This is a genomic window from Pseudomonas subflava (genome assembly GCF_023823685.1).
In the GTDB taxonomy this organism is placed as follows: domain Bacteria; phylum Pseudomonadota; class Gammaproteobacteria; order Pseudomonadales; family Pseudomonadaceae; genus Aquipseudomonas; species Aquipseudomonas subflava.
In genome coordinates this window covers 470171-488537 of record NZ_JAMXBF010000003.1, presented here as the reverse complement: position 1 = coordinate 488537, position 18367 = coordinate 470171, and the positions used below count along the sequence as shown (strand labels likewise).

Sequence of the window (18367 nt, the reverse complement as noted above, 5' to 3'; positions counted from 1 at the left end):
GCTCCTCGAAAGAGCTGCCGGAAGAGCCCGGCAGCCGGGTCGACTCAGCTGGCTCGCAGACCGGCGGCGGTGCGTTGCATGGGCACGAAGCCGGGCAGGGCTTCGATGCGTTGCAGCCAGGCCCGCACGTTCGGGTAGGCGTCCAGCGACACGTTGCCTTCCGGGGCATGGGCGATGTAGCTGTAGTTGGCGACGTCGGCGATGCTCGGCTCGCGGCCTGCGAGGAACGGGCTGGCCGCCAGTTCGGTCTCCATCACCTTGAGCAGGACATGGGCGCGGGTGATGACCTCGTCGGCGTTGAAGGACGCGCCGAACACAGTGATCAGCCGTGCGGCAGCCGGTCCGTAGGCGACCTGGCCGGCGGCCACCGACAGCCAGCGCTGCACGCGTGCCTCGTGCAGCGGGTCGTTCAGTTGCCAGCTGCCGCTGCCGTACTGCTTGGCCAGGTAGACCAGGATCGCGTTGGAGTCGCTGAGCAGGGTGCCGTTGTCATCGATCACCGGCACCTGGCCGAAGGCGTTGATGGCCAGGTACTCGGCCTTCTTGTGCGCACCGTTGGCCAGGTCGACGAACACCAGCTCGGTGGGCAGGTTGAGCAGCGCGAGCATCAGCTCGACGCGATGGGCATGGCCGGACAGCGGGTGGCGGTAGAGTTTGATGGCGTGGGTCATGTTCGTGGCTCCGTAGGTTGGTTGGGTGGCCAGCGCGCTGTTCGGGTGTTGCGCTGTTGGAGCCATGCTGCGCCTATGCAGGAGCAAGCAGAATCACCACCCCGGGCAATCCATAATTCCGTTTTCCGAAAGAGTGGGACGCGCAGGTCAGCCGCAGAAGGCGGAGTGCGCGCGCAGCCGCGGGGTGGCGAAGTCGATGAAGCTGCGCACCCGCGCCTCGGCGCGGCGGCCGTGGCGGTAGATCAGCTGCGCCGGCACCCCGGCGCTGGCGAAGGGCTGCAGCACCGGCTCGAGCAGGCCGCTCTGCAGCTCGGCATAGGCTTCGTAGCTCATGCAGCGGATCAGCCCCAGGCCCAGGGTGGCGGCGTGGATGGCCGCGCGCTGGGTGGTGCAGGTCAGCACCGGCGTGGGCTTGACCACGCGCATGCTGCGCTCGCAACGGAACTGCCAGGGCGCGTCGTAACCGGACGCCGAGGCGATCACCGCGCGGTGGGCCTTGAGGTCATCCGGCGTTTGCGGTCGTCCCCACTGGGCTAGGTAGCCGGGTGCGGCGCAGACGATCGGCCGCACCTCGCCCAGGGGCTGGGCGAACTCGGACGAGTTGGCCAACTGGCCGACCACCAGCGCCACGTCGATGCCTTCCTCCAGCAGCCTGGGCGTGCCGTGGCTGGCGCGAGTGGCCAGCTGCACGTCGGGGAAGGCGTCGAGGTAGGCGAGGGCGATGGGCGTGAGCACCTGGTGGTCCATCAGCAGGGGCAGCGCCAGCGTCAGCTGACCGCCCGAGCAGGTATGCACACCCACCGCCGAGCGTTCGGCCTCCTCGGTCTGTTCGAGGATCTGCCGGCAGCTCAGGGCGAACTGCTCGCCGGCAGGGCTCAGGGTCACCCCGCGTGGCCCGCGAATCAGCAGCGTGGCGCTGAGGCGCGCCTCCAGGGCGCCGATGGTGCGCATGATGGTCGCCACGGACAGCTCCTGCTGGCGCGCGGCGGCAGCCAGGCTGCCGGCCTGCACCACGGCATCGAACACCTGCATCTGCCGGTAGCGGCTCATGCCCTCAGACCTCCGTCGCCGACTGCAGCGCCGGGTCCTGCTGGAAGCGCTGGGTGCAGAAGTCGACGAAGGTGCGCACCTTGGCCGAGATGCGCTTGCTGCCCTGGTACAGCACGTGCACCGGCAACGCCGCGGTTTCGTAGTCCTCGAGCACGATCTCCAGCTCGCCCTTGGCCACCAGCTCGGCCACCTGATACGACAGCACCCGCGTCAGCCCCCAGCCCATGCGCGCGGCATTGATCGCGGCCTGGTTGGAACTGACCAGCAGGCGCGGCTTGGGGTGCAGGGTGAGGGCGCCCTGCGGGCCATTGAACTGCCAGTCGGTGAGCAGATTGCTGGCCGAGGACATGACGACGGGCGCGTTCAGCACATCCTTGGGCACCTGGGGGCGCCCTGCACGCTCGAGAAAGGCCGGGGCGGCGCAGATCACCGGGCGGATGGCGCCCACCCGGATCGCCTGCAGGCCGCTGTCGGGCAGCTTGCCGATACGCACGGCCACGTCCAGGCCTTCATCGACCATGCTCACCAGGCGATCCACCAGCAGCGCGTTGATCGACACCTCCGGGTGCTGTTCGAGGTATTCGGTGATCAGCGGAATCAGGAACAGCTCGCCGAACATCACCGGCGCCGTCACGGTCAGGTTGCCGCGCACGCGACCGCTGCTGCCGGCGGCCAGCTCATCGGCCTCCTCCAGATCGAGCAGGATGCGCTTGCAGTCCTCGACATACCGCCGACCCGCCTCGGTCAGGCGCAGGCTGCGCGTGCTGCGGGCCAGCAGCAGGGTGCCGAGGCGATTCTCCAGCCCCGCGATCACCCGGGTCACGCTCGGCGGCGACATGCCCATCAGCTTGGCGCCCCCGGCAAAGCTCTCCGCCTCGGCGACCGCCAACAACACCTTCATCTCCTGAAACCTGTCCAAACTCACCGCCAGTCGTAGATTGCGTTGGGTGGTACAGCTTAGCGTTTGAAGGTGGTGATCAGGCGTGTATGGGTGAGTATTCGGAGTTTTGGCTAAGGGCGGCTAACGGCCAAAAGCGGTCAGCCAAGCTACCCCGGTGCTTACCCGAGAAGCTTGGCATTCCGACTCCTCTGAAAATGACGACGGGACAATCAGTCAGTCGACCCGTGTCAGCGTGACGTCGATATTGCCGCGGGTGGCGTTGGAGTAGGGGCAGACAATGTGCGCGCGCTCGATCAGCGTCTGGGCCTGTTCCTGGTCCATGCCTGGCAGGCTGATGCGCAATTCGACTTCTATGCCGAAACCGCCGGGGATCGCGCCGATACCGACTACACCCTCAATCGATGCGTCTTTTGGCATGGCCAGCTTGTCGCGGCCCGCGACGAATTTCATCGCGCCCAGGAAGCAGGCCGAGTAGCCCGCGGCGAATAGCTGTTCCGGGTTGGTGCCCTCGCCACCGGCTCCGCCGAGCTCTTTCGGTGTGGTCAGCGCGACGTCGAGTACGCCGTCGGAAGAGATGGCACGGCCGTCACGGCCGCCGGTGGCTTCTGCGTAGGCACGGTAAGCAATGGTTTGAATCGACATGGTGGTAGCCCTCTGGAGTTTCATGGCCGCATCGCTCAGCGGCCTTGTTGATACTGAATGGTCAGTCGTCACCGTCGAGCCTGGCGAAGGTGACGACTGATCCGTTATTGCCGGTCTGCTTAATGCGTGGTCGCTTGCGCAGCTTCGACGATCAGCGCGGCCACTTTCTCAGGGTTGGATGTCATCACTACGTGGGATGCCCCTGGAACGGTGACCGTCTTTTTCGAGCCAGCACGCTCGGCCATGAACTTCAGCGCAGCTTCGGGAATGTTCTTGTCAGCCGAGCCGTAGATGAACCAGGACGGCAGCTTCTTCCACGCCGGCTCGCCAGATCCCTCCGTCAAAGCGGCTTCACTGATCGGACGTTGTGTCGCGGCCATGAGGGCTGCTGAGGCCGCGGGCACGTCCGCGGCAAACTGTTGCCCGAACTTGTCCTGCTGGATGTAGAGGTCCTTGTTGCCGTCGTCTAGCAGCACCGGGGCTGCCAGGGTCGGGCCGAGGGTGCCGCCAGGGTAGCGACCGGACAGCTCGATCGCGGTTTCTCCCTTGTCTGGCGCAAAGGCCGCGACATAGACAAGCGCCTTGACCTTGGGATCTTCGTGTACCGCGTTGGTGATAACTGCCCCGCCGTAGGAATGGCCTACGAGGATCACCGGGCCGGCGGTTTGCTCGACGATGTCAGCGATGTAGTCCGCGTCTTGCTTCAACCCACGCAGCGGGTTCGCTGTGGCAATTACCGGGTAGCCCTGGTTCAGCAGCTGAGCGGCGACGCCGTTCCAGCTCGAGGACTCGGCAAACGCGCCATGCACCAGCACTACGGTGGGTTTGGCGGTATCTGGCTGTGCAGTGGCGGTTCCACTGAGTGCAAGCACGGCGACTGCCGAGGCAAGGGTGGTGGACACGAGAGATTTGAGAGTAAGCATGGCCGGTTCCTATGGTCATCAGTGAGAGGTGTTGTTGCGTTGACGGGGCCAGTATCTATCGCGAAACCATACGATTAATTACAGTTAGTCCTGATTTCTTAACGGATCGTATTTTATGGTCGATCGACTTGCCCCGTTGCTAGGGCACTTCTCCGTCAGTGCCCGCACTTTTCAAACGGGCCCTCTATGCGGCATCAACGAACTGGATGGCTCTCTGGCCTATGGGCAATTGCACTTGCTGAAGAGCGGAAAGGCTGAGGTATGGCACGGCAACACCAGGGCTCATTGCCTCGATGGCCCCACCCTGTTGTTTTACCCGCGCCCGGTTGCGCACCGGTTTGTCACCGACCAGGAACATGGCGCCGAATTTGTCTGCGCCCATATTGAATTCGAAGGCGGCGCCGCCAACCCCCTGGCGAACGCACTGCCCATATGCGTGTGCCTGCCCTTGGCGCAGATGCCCGACAGCGTGCCGGTGCTGACCCTGCTTTTTGCAGAATCAGAAGCTGCCAACTGTGGGCGTCAGGTCATGCTCAACCGATTGTTCGAGGTGTTGCTGATCCAACTGCTGAGGCAGTTGATGGAAAGCAGCGGCGCCCACGTCGGCTTGCTCGCCGGTCTCGCGCACGTTCAGTTGCGGCGGGCGATCGTCGCCATTCATGACGCGCCGGAAAAGAACTGGTCGGTTGAATCGCTCGCAGGTGTAGCGGGGATGTCCCGGAGCGTGTTCGCCAACCAGTTTCGCGACGCGCTGGGTGAGACGCCCGCCGGTTATCTCCAGCGCTGGCGGATCGGGCTCGTACAAAAATGGCTGAAGAATGGCCAACCGCTTCGACTGATTGCCGAGGAAGCAGGCTACAGCGGAGAGTCCGCCCTTTCGCGCGCCTTCAAATCACAGTGCGGAATTTCGCCCAAGGCTTGGCTGCGTCAGCAGCGGGCGGAGAGAGCAGAGTAATACCGCTACTCAATCACGCATTGACATATCGGAAAATTTCGATATCGTGGAGCCATGGAACTACTTGAAGTTTTCAAAGCGCTATCGAACCGGACCCGACTCGAGATCTTGAAGGGTTTGAAGGATCCGGTGAAAAGCTTCCCTCCGCAGGATGAGGGTGACGTACTCACGGTCGGCGTTTGCGTCAGCAGTATTCAGGAAGGCGTAGGACTGTCGCAGTCGACGGTCTCTGATTATCTCGCGACGCTGCAACGCGCCGGGTTGGTCGAAGTCAGGCGCATCGGTCAGTGGACCTACTACAAGCGCAACGAAGCAGCCATCAATGCCCTAGCCGAGATGATAGGGACAGAGCTGTAATTTTTTGCCACCTGATATCGCTTATTCCCGATATCCCTATTAGTAGAAATGAGGAGTCATGATGATGATCTAGAACGTCCGGATTCTTTGCATATATATCGGTAATTCCCAATATCCCTTTTTATAGAAACGAGGTTCTGCAATGAAAGCGATGATGCTCAAGTCCTTCGGTGGCCCGGAGGTGTTCGAACTGCATGATGTGGCCAAGCCAGTGCCGGGCACGGGCCAAGTACTGGTCCGTGTGCACGCCAGCTCCATCAACCCTTTGGATTATCAGGTCCGCCGCGGCGACTACTCCGACCTGGTCCCTCTTCCGGCGGTGACCGGTCACGACGTTTCCGGCGTTGTCGAAGAAGTCGGGCCGGGTGTGACGGCTTTCGCCCCCGGTGACGAAGTCTGGTACACCCCGCAGATATTCGCTGGCCCCGGAAGTTATGCCGAGTACCACGTTGCCGACCAAGCCATAGTCGGGAAGAAACCTGCCTCGCTGAGTCATCTCGAGGCGGCAAGCCTGAGTCTGGTCGGTGGAACGGCGTGGGAAGCGCTGACCGTGCGAGCGGCGCTAAAAGTGGGCGAAAGCATCCTGATACACGGTGGTGCCGGAGGCGTCGGTCATGTAGCGATCCAGTTGGCAAAGGCCATTGGCGCGCGCGTCTTCACGACCGTGCGCGAAGCGAACGTTGAGTTCGCACGAAGCATGGGTGCCGATGTAGTCATCGACTACGAAAAGCAGGATTACGTCGACGCCATCAATCGGGAAACGGATGGCCGCGGAGTCGATGTGGTGTTTGACACCATCGGCGGAAACACATTGTCCCGAAGCCCCGACGTCCTCGCTCAACTCGGCCGAGTTGTCTCCATTGTGGACATCGCCCAGCCACAGAACCTCATTCAGGCTTGGGGCAAGAACGCGAGTTATCACTTCGTTTTCACCAGACAAAACCGCGGCAAGCTGGATGAGCTGAGCACATTGGTAGAACGCGGTCAGCTGCGTCCGCACGTGGGTGCCGTCTATTCGCTTGCCGACCTTGCGCTCGCCCATGCGCGGCTGGAGACCCCCAACAACGGTATCCAAGGAAAGGTCGCGATCACAGTCGCCCCCTAGCCTCAAAACTGAACTCACCTCGGGACGAAATCCCATGATTTATGAGATCGCTGTACTGCCCGTTTACAAAGAACAGATCGAAAACTTCAGGAATGCGTTTGCCCAGGTTGCACCTTTGCTCTGCCGCGCAAAAGGTTACTGCGGGCATATGCTGGCCCAGGAGATCGAAACGCCGCACCGATTCAATCTGATCGTACGCTGGCAATCACTCGAGGATCACACTCCGGGCTTCGAAGCGAGTGAAGACCATCGAGTGTTCATGCTGGGCCTGCAGGATTACTTCTCGGAAGAACCACAGGTCTATCACATCGAGGGAGTGGCTTTTTCTAAAGGTGGTCCATTGTTCTAAGCGAATCTGTAGTCAGCCCCGCAATTGGCCGATTGCAGAACTTACCCGAGATTATGGCTAGCGACGGCCGCTCTCACCGAGAGCAGCCGAGTACACCAGCGGCCACCCCGTGTGACCGGCCAGGCCTTCAGGAGCGTTGCAGCCAGCTGAGGAACTTGCCCTTCTTGATCGTCACCGGCTTCTGTTCGAGCAGCGAGGCGCTGGCCTGCTGACGGAAGTTTTGCAGTTTGGCCAGCGCGCTGCCGACTTCGCTGCGTTGCTCCAGGCAGGTCTCCAGCGATGCCTTGTCGAGGCTGTACAGCACTCCCGAGCTGAGCGCGGTGAAGCGTGCCTCGGACGGCGTGCCGAAGGTGACGCCCTGTTCACCCATGATCTCGCCGGGGCCCATGCGCCCGGCCTCGATCATGTCGCTGCCGTTGGGTACGGCAGCCGATATCACTCCGGTACCGATCAGCAGCAACTGCTCGCTGACTTCGCCGACTTCCAGCACCACCTGCCCCTTGCTGAAGGTCTGCGCCACCAGCAGTTCGGCGAGTCGATCCTTGTCCTCGGCATCCAGCGTGCGGAAGATCTTCACGTCATCGAGCAGGACCCGCTGACGACTGCGCGGTGCGTCGGGAAGCTCGGTGCCGCGCAGGATTCCAGCGGCGTGCAGGTGCCGGTGGGCGAGGTCGAAAAGCAGGTTGCGCACCTCGCTCGCGCTGCTGCCGGCGGCAATGTATGCGCTCATCTCGTACTCCACCATGCTCAGGTCGGAGCTCTTGACTGACACCTTCGGCTTGGGGGTCTGCAGCAGTGCGCTGACACCTCGCAGGGTGCGGTTGAGGGCGTCGAGCACCAGGCGCGGGCGCACCTGCACCGGCACGCTGATGCTCAGCCTGACGTTATCGATGTCGGTGGAGCGATTGAGGTTGAAGACCTTGGTCTTGGCGGCCACCGAGTTGGGAATCACCACGGTGCTGCCCTGGCTGGTGCGCAGATGGGTGGCGCGCCAGTCGATCTCAATGACCTTGCCCTCGATCCCGTCGATCGACACCCAGTCATCCAGGCGATAGGGCTTGGTGGTGTTCAGCACGATCCCGGAGAACACGTCGCCGAGGGTGTTCTGCAGGGCCAGGCCGATGACGATGGCGACCACACCCGAGGTGGCCAGCAGGCCCTTGACCGGCAGTTGCATGATGTAGGCCGCCGCCGCGACCATGGCCGCGAGGAAGATCACCGCCCCCAGTACGTCCTGCAGCAGGCGCCCGGTGTGGCTGCTGCGTGGCATCAGCAGCACGCCGAGCACCACGGTCAGGGTGCGCGCGAAGAGCAGCCACCAGGCGATACCCAGTGCCGAGCCGAGCATGTTCAGCGCCGGCTCGCTCCACGGCGGCGGCTGCAGCGGGCTCATCCCGGCGCTGATGATGGCCAGGCTGTAGGCAATGAAGATCCCCAGGCGCAGCAGCACTCGCAAGACCTTGGCCTCGGGCGGCAACAGGCGCCAGCAGGCAAGGTCGACGAGCAGCAGGCCGACACCGAGGGTCAGCGGGTGTTGGGCAATCAGTGCGAGCATGGAGGGTTCCGCGGCAGGGAAGGAAGCGCACCCAGTATGACGGGATTGCCGGCAAAGAGATGAAGGCCTTATTCCCCCACCTTGGTCTGACCCGGGCGTCCGCTAGTGGCCGATAGCAGAACTCACCCGAGACTATGGCTAGCGCCGACCGCTCTCACCGAGAGCAGCCGAGTACACCACCGGCCACTCCCGTGGGACCGGCCAGGCCTTCAGGAGCGTTGCATCCCGCTGAGGAGCTTGCCCTTCTTGATCGTCACGGGCTTCTGTTCCAGCAGCGAGGCACTGGCCTGCTGACGGAAGCTCTGCAGTTTGGCCAGCGCGCTGCCGACCTCGCGGCGTTGCTCCAGGCAGGCCTCCAGCGCTTCCTTGTCGCCGAAAGTGACGCTCTGTTCACCCATGATCTCCCCTTCTTACTCAGCAGGTGCACGCAGAGCATGCCGAGGATGACATTGGTGACATCGATTCCAATCCCGGATGGCGCCGTTGGTCGCCTCGGCCGCCAGGCGATAACGCACGACCATTTCCTCGAGCACGCTTGTGGCCGGCACCGAAGTCACCCGGCGGTGACGGTCATTCCGCCATCGGCCATGACGATCGATCCGACCATGAAGCTGGCCCGGTCCGAGGCGAGGAACGCCACCACCTCGGCGATCTCCTCCGGCCGAGCCGCGCGCCCGATGGGCGCGGCTTCGCCATGCTGGGCCAGGAAACCGGGGCCGTCCTCGACCACGTCGTTGAGGATGTTGGTGACCACGTCGCCCACGCCGATGGCGTTGACGCGGATGCCGTGTTCGATGGCCTCGAGCGCTAGGGTGCGGGTTAGCTGAGCCAGCGCACCCTTGGAGGCGGCGTAGGCGGCGATGGTCGGGAAGGCAAAGTAGGCGGCGTAGGAGGCAATGTTGATGATCGCCCCCGCCCCGTTCGGCATCATCGCCTTGACCGCTTCGCGCGCATGCAGGAATGCCGCGGTGGCGTTCACCGCGTGGATGCGCTCCCAGTCTTCGCGCGTCATGTCGACCACGAGCTTGTTGATGATGACGCCGGCGTTGTTGACCAGGATGTCCAGCCGGCCGAACGTCTGCACCGCCAGTTCGACGGCGCGCTCGGCCGCTCCGTCGGCCGTGATGTCAGCCACCAGCGGCACCAGTCCCGGGCGGGCGAGTTCTTCTACGGCGGGATTCAGGTCCTCTGCCACGACCTTGGCTCCCCTGCCGTGCAGCAACAGGGCGATGGCCTTGCCGATGCCGCTGGCGGCTCCGGTCACCAGGGCGACCTTGCCTGCGACCTCCTGGATGACGCTGTTGTCGATGTCGGTCATGGTGATCTCCTTGATTGCAAGCCGGACAATCTCGCACTAGCTGCCGGAAGGGCTGGCTCGTCAGCGCTCGTTCAGGCCGGTCTTCGAGCGGATCTCTTGCGCCTCTTTCTCTTTTTGCTTGATCGAGGTCGGCGTGATCACCTTGTCGACGGTCTCGGTGGCCGGGTTCGGTGTTTCGAGTTCCGCGCCTTTGCTGAAGCCTTGCTGGGTACGCTGTGAATTCTCGGGCACGGGTGTTTTATCAGCGCTCTTGCTCATGATTTCTCTCCTGGATGACAACGTGGCGGCATGTCTCGCGACCGGCAGCCTGCTGTGTCAATCACGCCGAAGTCCGCGAGGTCGACTGCCGATGCCGGTCATGCCGCCCGGCAAATGGGCAGCCCTACAAGAGAGCGGGCGGCAGCTGCGATCGTTCCGCTGGCGGGACAAGCGGCGGTGACTGCGGCTGCGTTTCCAGCGGCGCGGGAGGGGCTCAGATCGGCAGCGAGAAATAGAAGCGCGCGCCCTGCCCCGGTTGCGATTTCACGCCGATGCGGCCGCCGTGCAGGTGGACGATCTCCTGGCACAGGGCGAGGCCCAGTCCGGCGCCGCCCTTGCGGCGGCCGACCTGGACGAAGGGCTCGAAGATGCGCGCCTGCTGGCCGTGCGGGATGCCCTCGCCGTCGTCTTCCACGCTGATGAACAGGCGGTCGCCCTGGCAGCGGGCCTGGAGCAGGATGTAGCCGCCGGGGTGGCTGTGGCGCAGCGCGTTGCCGATCAGGTTGTCCAGCACGCGCTCCAGCTGCATGCGGTCGAGCTCCAGTGGCGGCAGGTCCTCGGGCAGGTCGACGTGTATCTCGACCTGGCGTTCCTCTGCGCTCGAGGCGAAGCGCCGGGCCGCCTGGTCCAGCAGGTCGCCCGGGTCGCACAGCTGCAGTTCCAGGCGCTGCAGCCCGTTCTGGTAGCGGGAGAAGTCCAGCAGGTCGTTGATCAGGCGCAGCAGGCGCTGCATCTCGTCGCCCACGGTCACCAGCAGATCGTGTTCACGGCTGCTGTCGGAGAAGTGCAGGCGCTCGCGCAGTAGCTCGAAGGCCATGTGCATGCCGGTGACCGGCGTGCGCAGCTCATGGGAGGCGCGCAGGACGAACTCGCTGCGTACCCGCTCGAAGGCGCGCAGGCGGGTCACGTCGCGCAGCAGCATCACCGCGGCGATGATCTCGCCGCTGTCGTCGCTCACCGGGGTGAGGTTGTAGCTGAACAGGCGTTCCTCGCCGCTGCTGCCGACCTGCAGGTCTTCGCCATGGCGCGACGGGTGCTGGCCGGCCAGGGCCTGTTCCAGCTGCGCCTGCAGCGCCTCCTGCGGCAGCAGCTGGTGCAGCGGCGTGCCGATCGGCAGCTCTTCCCAGCCGAGCTGGTTCTGCGCCACCGGGTTGCCGTGTTCGAGCAGGCCATCGCGGTCGAAGATCAGCAGGCCGTCGTCGATGCCGTCGAGCACCGCCTGCAGGCGTCGCTGCCCGGCCAGCAGCGCCGCCACGTTGCTGGCGCGGTACTGGCGCAGGGCCTCGGCCATCTGGCCGAAGCGCCGGGTCAGCGAGGCCAGCTCGACCTCCTTGCTGATCGGCAGGGTCACCTGGAAATCGCCGCGGCCGATCTGGTCGGCGGCATCGGTGAGTGCCTCGATGGGGCGGCCGAAACGCTGCGCCACGCTGTGGGCGGTGAGGAATCCGATCAGCAGCACGGCCACGCCGATCAGGCCGAGCAGGCCGCTGATCATCCAGGCGTGCTGGCGCGCCTGCTGCTGCTCCAGGTCCACCGAGGCGACATAACGCTGCTGGGTCGCCGTGAGGCGGTCGCGCACCGCCTTGAGCAGCAGCACGAACTGGTCGTCGGCGAGCAGGCGCCGACGCACGTCCACCGGGTTCTTCAGGCGCTGCTCGAAGCCCAGGTAGGCCCGCTCGATCTCCAGCAGCGACTGCTGGTCGGCGTCGTCCAGGGCGCTGGCATGGGCCCTGGTCATGGCCTGGCGGAAGCGCTCGGAGGAGGCCGTCAGCGCGGGGCGGTCGAGCTTGTCGCTGAGGATCAGCATCAGCTGCTCGCCCAGCTCCTGGCGCATGGCCAGGCCGGCGCTGAGCATCTCCAGGTTGCGCTCCATCGCGTCGTTCTGCGTGCGCGCCAGCATCGCCACGCTGAGGATGCCCAGCACCAGCCCGAGCAGGGCCAGGGTGATGAGTGCGCTGATGCTGAAGAAGAGCTGGTTGCGCAGCTTCATAGGCCGTATTGCTTGCGCTTGCGGTACAGGGTGGAGACGTCGATGCCGAGGGTCTGGGCCGCCTGTTCCAAGGTCGAGCTGGAGGCCAGTACGGCGGAGATGTGGGCGCGCTCGAGATCCTCCAGGGTCATCTCCGCGCCGACCCGCGCCACGCCGCCGTCGACGCTGGTGTTGAGGCCGAGGTGGGTCGGCTCCACGCGGTCGCCGGGGCAGATGATGCTGGCGCGCTCGATCACGTTGCGCAGCTCGCGCACGTTGCCCGGCCAGCCGTATTGCTGCAGCGCGGTGCGGGCGGCGTCGCTGAAGGCCCGGGCCGGCCGCGCGTAATCCTTGACGAAGCGGGCGAGGAAGCCTTCGGCCAGCGGCAGGATGTCCTCGCTGCGTTCGCGCAGCGGCGGCAGGGTCAGGGTGATGACGTTGAGGCGGTAGAGCAGGTCCTCGCGGAAGGTGCCGGCGCGGACCATCTCGGTCAGGTCCAGGTTGGTGGCGGCGAGGATGCGCACGTCGGCGCGGCGGGTCACCGGGTCGCCGACCCGTTCGTATTCCTTGTCCTGGATGAAGCGCAGCAGCTTGGATTGCAGCGGCAGCGGGAAGTCGCCGATCTCGTCGAGGAACAGGGTGCCGCCGTCGGCCTGGCTGACGCGGCCCTGGGTGCTCTCGCTGGCGCCGGTGAAGGAGCCGCGGGCGTGGCCGAACAACTCGCTTTCCATCAGTTCGGCCGTCAGCGACGGGCAGTTGATCGTGACGAAGGGCTTCTTCGCCCGGCGGCTGCGGCTGTGGATCAGGCGCGACACCTCGCCCTTGCCGGTGCCGGATTCGCCGAGGATCAGCACGTTGGCGTCGGTGTCGGCCACCTGGCGGGCGGTTTCCAGCACGGCCTTGAGCACCGGGCTGTCGGAGTCCAGTTCGCCCTGGTTGCGCCGCGCCTCGCCCTCCAGCGCTTCCAGGCGCGCCTCGAGACGGCGCACCTCGAGCTGCTGGGTGGCGGCCAGGCGCAGCTGATCGGGGCTGCAGGGCTTGACCAGGTAATCGGCGGCGCCGGCCTGCATGGCGTCCACCGCGGTGTCCACCTCGGAATGGGCGGTGACCACCACCACGCGCATCCACGGCACCTGGATGCGCATGCGCTCGAGCACTTCGAGGCCGTTGTCCTCGCCCAGGCGCAGGTCGAGGAAGCACAGATCGAACACCTGCCGCTGCAGCAGCGCCTCGGCCTGGGCGGCGCTGCTGGCGGTGGCGACTTGGTAACCCTCGTCTTCCAGGCAATAGCGGAAGGTGCGGAGGATTGCCGCTTCGTCGTCGACCAGCAGGATACGGCCGCTGTTCTCCCCGTTTGTTTGCATGACGTTCTCCGTGGCAATGGCTCAGCTTAGGCTAGAAAAAGTCGTGCAAGTTGCACGGCCTTGTCGAGCCCTACTTGCAGAATGCAAGGGGAAAGCTCTCCATCGTTCTAGTTAACTTGTTGATATGTAAGAAAAATAAAATCCAAAATGAGCTGGCACAGCGCTTGCGATTGTAAGACCAAGCGGCGGGCAATAGGTGCGATTTCGTGACCTGGCCCGCACCAGGAGAACGATGCCATGTCCCGCGAGACGGCCCAACTCGACGAATTGATCGAAATCACCCGTGACGGCGAGCTGCTCTACAGCCACGCCGCCGAAGCCGTGAGCGACCGCACGCTGGCAGGCATCTTCCTGCAGATGGCCGAAGCCAAGCGCCGCCTGGTGGAGGCGCTGTCCCTGGCATTGGCCGAGCGGCACGAGCAGCCGCCCCGTGGCGGCACGCTGATCGGCTCGCTGCAGCGCCTGTACGCCGATGCCCGTGCCCGCCTCGCCGACGATGACGGGAACATTTATGTGGAACAGCTGGCCGACGTCGAGGAGCGCCTCTTGCAAGCCTTTGAAGAGGCTCGGCACGAGGCGCCCGCCGAATGGCAGGGCGTGCTGGACCGTGAAATGCCGAACGTGCGCGCGTGCCACGCACGAATGCTGGAACTGAAGGGCTCGAATTGAGCTCAACCAGGAGGACACGGAATGAAAGCCGTTAGCTCGTCGGCGCATCGCGCCCACCTCGATCTGCTGCTGCGCGCGACCCTGTTGTTCGTGTGTGGCGTCGCCGCCGGACAGGCAAGCCAGTTCGGCCAGGGGCAGGAGCCCGTCGGGCAGGTCCGCGACAAGGCGCCGGCTGCGGCTCAGCCGCTACGGCCCCTGACGGCAGAGCTGGCGACCCAGCGTCACGGCTCGCTCGAAGTAACCCAGCGGCAGCGCTGGGTGTTTTGAACAGATGGGGGCTGCCGGCCAAGCACCGGTGACCTGTCGTAGCGGGCCCTGCCATCCGGCAGGCCCGGAACCGCAAAAGGAGAAAACAACATGCTGAGCTGGTCCATTACCTTCCTGATCATCGCCATCATCGCCGGTGTACTGGGCTTCGGTGGCATCGCCGGTACCGCCGCGGGCATTGCCAAGATCCTGTTCCTGGTCTTCCTGGTGATGTTCATCCTGTCCTTCATCATGGGCCGTCGTCCGCGACCCTGACCTTCGATAGCCGGCTGCGGCGGTTGATCCGTCTCGGCCGGCGGAGATCGAGTTCGACGGCGGGTCCATGACCTGCCGACGGCCGCGGCGCGTTATCATCCCCTGCGACTAGGGGGAGACGACGCATGCTCAACGGCCTGTGGCTGGGATTCTTCGTGGTGGCCGCAGTGGCTGCCGCAATACGCTGGATAGGTGGGGACGCGACGGTCTGGGCGTCCATGGTGGAAGCGCTGTTCACCATGGCCAAGACGTCGGTCGACGTGATGATCCTGCTGTTCGGCACCCTCACCTTGTGGCTGGGCTTCCTGCGCATCGCCGAAAAGGCTGGCCTGGTCGAAATGCTCGCCCGCCTGCTCTCCCCGCTCTTCGCCCGGCTGATGCCGGACGTGCCCCGCGGCCACCATTCCCTCGGCCTCGTTACCCTCAGCTTCACCGCCAACGGCCTCGGCCTGGACAACGCCGCCACGCCCATCGGCCTGCGTGCGATGAAGGCGCTGCAGGAGCTCAACCCCAATCCCACCTCGGCGACCAACGCCCAGGTGCTGTTCATGGTGATGAACGCCTCGTCGTTCGTCCTGCTGCCGGTGTCGATCTTCATGTACCGCGCGCAGCAGGGCGCCGAAGACCCGGCCCTGGTGTTCCTGCCGATCCTGCTGGCCAACGCCATCTCCAGTGCCAGCGCCCTGCTGTCGGTGGCGGTGATGCAGCGCCTGCGCCTGTGGGACCCGGTGCTGCTGGCCTGGCTCGGCGGCGCTGCGCTGGCCATCGGCACCTTCATGGCGGTATTGGCGGGGTTGAGTGCGACGGCGCTGACCGCGCTGTCGTCGCTGCTCGGCAATCTCACGCTGTTCGGCCTGATCCTGGGCTTTTTGCTGCTCGGTGCACTGCGCAAGGTGCCTGTGTACGAGAGCTTCGTCGAGGGCGCGAAGGAAGGCTTCGAGGTGGCGAAGAACCTGCTGCCCTACCTGGTCGCCATGCTCTGCGCGGTGGGCGTGCTGCGTGCGTCGGGGGCGCTGGATGTGCTGCTCGACGGCGTGCGCTGGTGCGTCGAGGGCCTGGGCTGGGACAGCCGCTTCGTCGAGGCGCTGCCCACCGGGTTGGTCAAGCCGTTCTCCGGCAGCGCGGCGCGGGCGATGCTGATCGAGACCATGCAGAGCCAGGGCGTGGACAGCTTCCCGGCACTGATCGCGGCGACCATGCAGGGCAGCACCGAAACCACCTTCTACGTGCTGGCCGTGTACTTCGGCGCCGTCGGCATCCAGCGCGCCCGCCACGCGGTGGGCTGCGCCCTGTTCGCCGACCTGATCGGGGTGATCGCCTCGATTCTGGTGTGCTACTGGTTCTTTGGCTGAGCGCTTTGGGCTTCGGCGGTTGGCTCGGCGCTGCTTGGTCGGCGCACTGCCTTCGGCGAGGGCGCCCTATGGCGCGTCGTTTCACTCGGCTCGGTGGGCGATGCACGCGCCTTCGTAGGGTGGCCTCGTCCGCGCAGCGGACAGCCCACCATTGGCCCTGCAGCCCCACTCCACGCTCGGGCTTATGGCCAGGCGTTGCGGTTGGCTCGGCGTTGCCTCCTCGGCGCACTGCCTTCGGCGAGGGCGCCCTAGGGCGCGTCGTTTCACTCGGCTCGGTGGGCGAGGCACGCGCCTTCGTAGGGTGGCCTCGTCCGCGCAGCGGACAGCCCACCATTGGCCCTGCAGCCCCACTCCACGCTCGGGCTTATGGCCAGGCGTTGCGGTTGGCTCGGCGTTGCCTACGCGGCGCACTGCCTTCGGCGAGGGCGCCCTACGGTGCGTCGTTTCACTCGGCTTGGTGGGCGACGTACGCGCCTGTGTAGGGTGGCCTCGTCCGCGCAGCGGACCGCCCACCATTGGCCCTGCAGCCCCACTCCACGCTCGGGCTTATGGCCAGGCGTTGCGGTTGGCTCGGCGGTGCCTGTGCGGCGCACTGCCTTCGGCGAGGGCGCCCTACGGTGCGTCGTTTCACTCGGCTTGGTGGGCGACGTACGCGCCTTTGTAGGGTGGCCTCGTCCGCGCAGCGGACAGCCCACCATTGGGCCTGAACTCCCACTCCAAGCTCGGGCTTATGGCCAGGCGTTGCTGTTTGCTCGTCGTTGCATACGCGGCGCACTGCCTTCGGCGAGGGCGCCCTACGGTGCGTCGTTTCACTCGGCTTGGTGGGCGCCCACGCGCCTTCGTAGGGTGGCCTCGTCCGCGCAGCGGACAGCCCACCATTGGGCCTGAAATCCCACTCCAAGCTCGGGCTTATGGCCCGGAGTTGTGGTCGGCTAGGCGCTGCCGGGTCGGCGCACTGCCTTGGCGAGGGCGCTCTACGGTGCGTCGTTTCACTCGGCTTGGTGGGCGCCCACGCGCCTTCGTAGGGTGGCCTCGTCCGCGCAGCGGACAGCCCACCATTGGGCCTGCACTCCCACTCCAAGCTCGGGCTTATGGTCAGGCGTTGGGGTAGGCTCTGCGCTGCCGGGTCGGCGGACTGCCTTCGGCGAGGGCGCCCTACGGTGCGTCGTTTCACTCGGCTGGGTGGGCGCCCCCGCGCCTTCGTAGGGTGGCCTCGTCCGCGCAGCGGACAGCCCACCATTGGGCCTGCAATCCCACTCCAAGCTCGGGCTTATGGTCAGGCGTTGCGGTCGGCTCGGCGCTGCCGGGTCGGCGCACTGCCTTCGGCGAGGGCGCCCTACGGTGCGTCGTTTCACTCTGCTTAGTGGGCGACACGCGCTAGCGTAGGGTGGCCTCGTCCGCGCAGCGGACAGCCCACCATTGTGCCTGCAATCCCACTCCACGCTCGGGCTTATGGTCAGGCGTTGCGGTCGGCTCGGCGCGGCCGGGTCGGCGCACTGCCTTCGGCGAGGGCGCCCTACGGTGCGTCGTTTCACTCTGCTTAGTGGGCGTCACGCGCTTTCGTAGGGTGGCCTCGTCCGCGCAGCGGACAGCCCACCATTGAGCCTGCAGCCCTACTCCACGGCCGGGCTTATGGCGCGGAGTTTCGGTTGGCTCGGCGTTGCCGGGTCGGCGCACTGCCTTCGGCGAGGGCGCCCTACGGTGCGTCGTGTCACTCGGCTTGGTGGGCGCCCTCGCGCATTCGTAGGTGTTCCGATGCCGCGTAGCGGACAGCCCACCATTGGCCCTGCGGCCCCACTCAAAGCACGGGCTTATGGCTCGGCGTTGCGGTTCGCTCGGCGCGGCCGGGTCGGCGCACTGCCCTCGGCGAGGGCGCCCTACGGTGCGTCGTTTCACTCGGCTTGGTGGGCGACTTACGCGCCTTCGTAGGGTGGCCTAGTCCGCGCAGCGGACAGCCCACCATTGGCCCTGCGGCCCCACTCAAAGCACGGGCTTATGGCTAGGCGTTGCGGTTCGCTCGGCGCTGCCGGGTCGGCGCACTGCCTTCGGCGAGGGCGCCCTACGGTGCGTCGTTTCCCTCGGCTTGGTGGGCGCCCACGCGCTTTCGGAGGGTGGCCTCGGCCGCGGAGCGGACAGCCCACCATTGGGCCTGCAGCCATACTCCCAGCTCGGGCTTATGGTCGGGCGTTACGGTTGGCTCGGCGTTGCCGGGTCGGCGCACTGCCCTCGGCGAGGGCGCCCTACGGTGCGTCGTTTCACTCGGCTTGGTGGGCGCCCACGCGCTTTCGTAGGGTGGCCTCGGCCGCGTAGCGGACAGCCCACCATTGGGCCTGCAGCCATACTCCAAGCTCGGGCTTATGGTCGGGCGTTACGGTTGGCTCGGCGTTGCCGGGGCGGCGCACTGCCT

The 18367-nt window shown here is 65.5% G+C and carries 19 protein-coding genes; 8 read left to right on the top strand and 11 right to left on the bottom strand.

Annotated elements, in window-relative coordinates; all coding sequences use genetic code 11:
- Positions 1-44: 44 nt before the first annotated feature.
- The 5 genes from NF616_RS05645 to NF616_RS05625 all read right to left on the bottom strand — a co-directional run bounded on the left by NF616_RS05645 (position 45) and on the right by NF616_RS05625 (position 4187).
- On the bottom strand, positions 45-671 hold the full coding sequence (locus tag NF616_RS05645; protein ID WP_252272149.1) for a glutathione S-transferase family protein: 627 nt from the start codon (positions 669-671) through the stop codon (positions 45-47).
- A gap of 147 nt (positions 672-818) precedes the next feature.
- Positions 819-1721: a LysR family transcriptional regulator gene (locus NF616_RS05640; RefSeq protein WP_252272147.1), complete on the bottom strand. Its 903-nt coding sequence runs from the start codon at positions 1719-1721 to the stop codon at positions 819-821.
- Positions 1722-1725: 4 nt separating this feature from the next.
- Complete coding sequence (locus NF616_RS05635; RefSeq protein ID WP_252272145.1) at positions 1726-2622, bottom strand: LysR family transcriptional regulator; 897 nt, start codon at positions 2620-2622, stop codon at positions 1726-1728.
- Between the two features lie 213 nt (positions 2623-2835).
- Positions 2836-3264, bottom strand: coding sequence for an organic hydroperoxide resistance protein (locus NF616_RS05630; RefSeq protein WP_286674914.1), 429 nt, complete (start codon positions 3262-3264; stop codon positions 2836-2838).
- 119 nt (positions 3265-3383) lie between these two features.
- Positions 3384-4187, bottom strand: a complete 804-nt coding sequence (locus NF616_RS05625; protein ID WP_252272143.1) for an alpha/beta fold hydrolase — start codon at positions 4185-4187, stop codon at positions 3384-3386.
- A 115-nt stretch (positions 4188-4302) separates the two neighbouring features.
- Between NF616_RS05625 and NF616_RS05620 the strand changes: the two genes are divergently transcribed.
- The 4 genes from NF616_RS05620 (at position 4303) to NF616_RS05605 (ending at position 6953) form a co-directional block, all read left to right on the top strand.
- Entirely contained in the window at positions 4303-5142 is an 840-nt protein-coding gene (locus NF616_RS05620) for a helix-turn-helix transcriptional regulator (RefSeq protein ID WP_252272140.1), read from the top strand.
- A 54-nt stretch (positions 5143-5196) separates the two neighbouring features.
- On the top strand, positions 5197-5499 hold the full coding sequence (locus tag NF616_RS05615) for an ArsR/SmtB family transcription factor (RefSeq protein WP_252272139.1): 303 nt from the start codon (positions 5197-5199) through the stop codon (positions 5497-5499).
- Positions 5500-5641: 142 nt separating this feature from the next.
- A complete protein-coding gene (locus NF616_RS05610; RefSeq protein WP_252272137.1) occupies positions 5642-6604 on the top strand; it encodes a zinc-dependent alcohol dehydrogenase family protein in 963 nt (320 codons plus the stop codon).
- A gap of 34 nt (positions 6605-6638) precedes the next feature.
- The gene (locus NF616_RS05605) at positions 6639-6953 is read left to right on the top strand and encodes an antibiotic biosynthesis monooxygenase family protein (RefSeq protein ID WP_252272136.1); all 315 of its coding nucleotides are present in this window, start codon (positions 6639-6641) and stop codon (positions 6951-6953) included.
- A gap of 127 nt (positions 6954-7080) precedes the next feature.
- Here NF616_RS05605 and NF616_RS05600 read toward each other — a convergent pair whose 3' ends face one another.
- The 6 genes from NF616_RS05600 to algB form a co-directional block, all read right to left on the bottom strand.
- A complete protein-coding gene (locus NF616_RS05600) occupies positions 7081-8508 on the bottom strand; it encodes a mechanosensitive ion channel family protein (RefSeq protein ID WP_252272134.1) in 1428 nt (475 codons plus the stop codon).
- A gap of 209 nt (positions 8509-8717) precedes the next feature.
- Complete coding sequence (locus NF616_RS05595) at positions 8718-8906, bottom strand: hypothetical protein (protein WP_252272133.1); 189 nt, start codon at positions 8904-8906, stop codon at positions 8718-8720.
- A 155-nt stretch (positions 8907-9061) separates the two neighbouring features.
- Positions 9062-9826: an SDR family NAD(P)-dependent oxidoreductase gene (locus tag NF616_RS05590; protein WP_252272131.1), complete on the bottom strand. Its 765-nt coding sequence runs from the start codon at positions 9824-9826 to the stop codon at positions 9062-9064.
- Between the two features lie 60 nt (positions 9827-9886).
- Positions 9887-10084, bottom strand: a complete 198-nt coding sequence (locus NF616_RS05585; protein WP_252272129.1) for a hypothetical protein — start codon at positions 10082-10084, stop codon at positions 9887-9889.
- A gap of 214 nt (positions 10085-10298) precedes the next feature.
- Positions 10299-12074 carry an ATP-binding protein gene (locus NF616_RS05580; RefSeq protein ID WP_252272127.1) on the bottom strand — a complete coding sequence of 592 codons (1776 nt, stop codon included), beginning with the start codon at positions 12072-12074 and terminating at the stop codon, positions 10299-10301.
- Positions 12071-13417, bottom strand: a complete 1347-nt coding sequence (gene algB / locus NF616_RS05575; RefSeq protein WP_252272125.1) for a sigma-54-dependent response regulator transcription factor AlgB — start codon at positions 13415-13417, stop codon at positions 12071-12073. The genes NF616_RS05580 and algB overlap by 4 nt, the downstream gene beginning before the upstream one ends.
- A 237-nt stretch (positions 13418-13654) precedes the next feature.
- On the opposite strand from algB, the gene NF616_RS05570 reads away from it, so the two are divergent.
- From NF616_RS05570 to NF616_RS05555, 4 genes are all read left to right on the top strand, one after another.
- Positions 13655-14086 (top strand): PA2169 family four-helix-bundle protein, encoded by a 432-nt coding sequence (locus NF616_RS05570; protein WP_252272124.1) that lies wholly within the window; start codon positions 13655-13657, stop codon positions 14084-14086.
- Positions 14087-14107: 21 nt separating this feature from the next.
- The gene (locus tag NF616_RS05565; RefSeq protein WP_252272122.1) at positions 14108-14353 is read left to right on the top strand and encodes a hypothetical protein; all 246 of its coding nucleotides are present in this window, start codon (positions 14108-14110) and stop codon (positions 14351-14353) included.
- Positions 14354-14443: 90 nt separating this feature from the next.
- Entirely contained in the window at positions 14444-14608 is a 165-nt protein-coding gene (locus NF616_RS05560) for a DUF1328 domain-containing protein (protein ID WP_252272120.1), read from the top strand.
- A gap of 125 nt (positions 14609-14733) precedes the next feature.
- The gene (locus tag NF616_RS05555; RefSeq protein ID WP_252272117.1) at positions 14734-15960 is read left to right on the top strand and encodes a nucleoside recognition domain-containing protein; all 1227 of its coding nucleotides are present in this window, start codon (positions 14734-14736) and stop codon (positions 15958-15960) included.
- Positions 15961-18367 lie beyond the last annotated feature (2407 nt).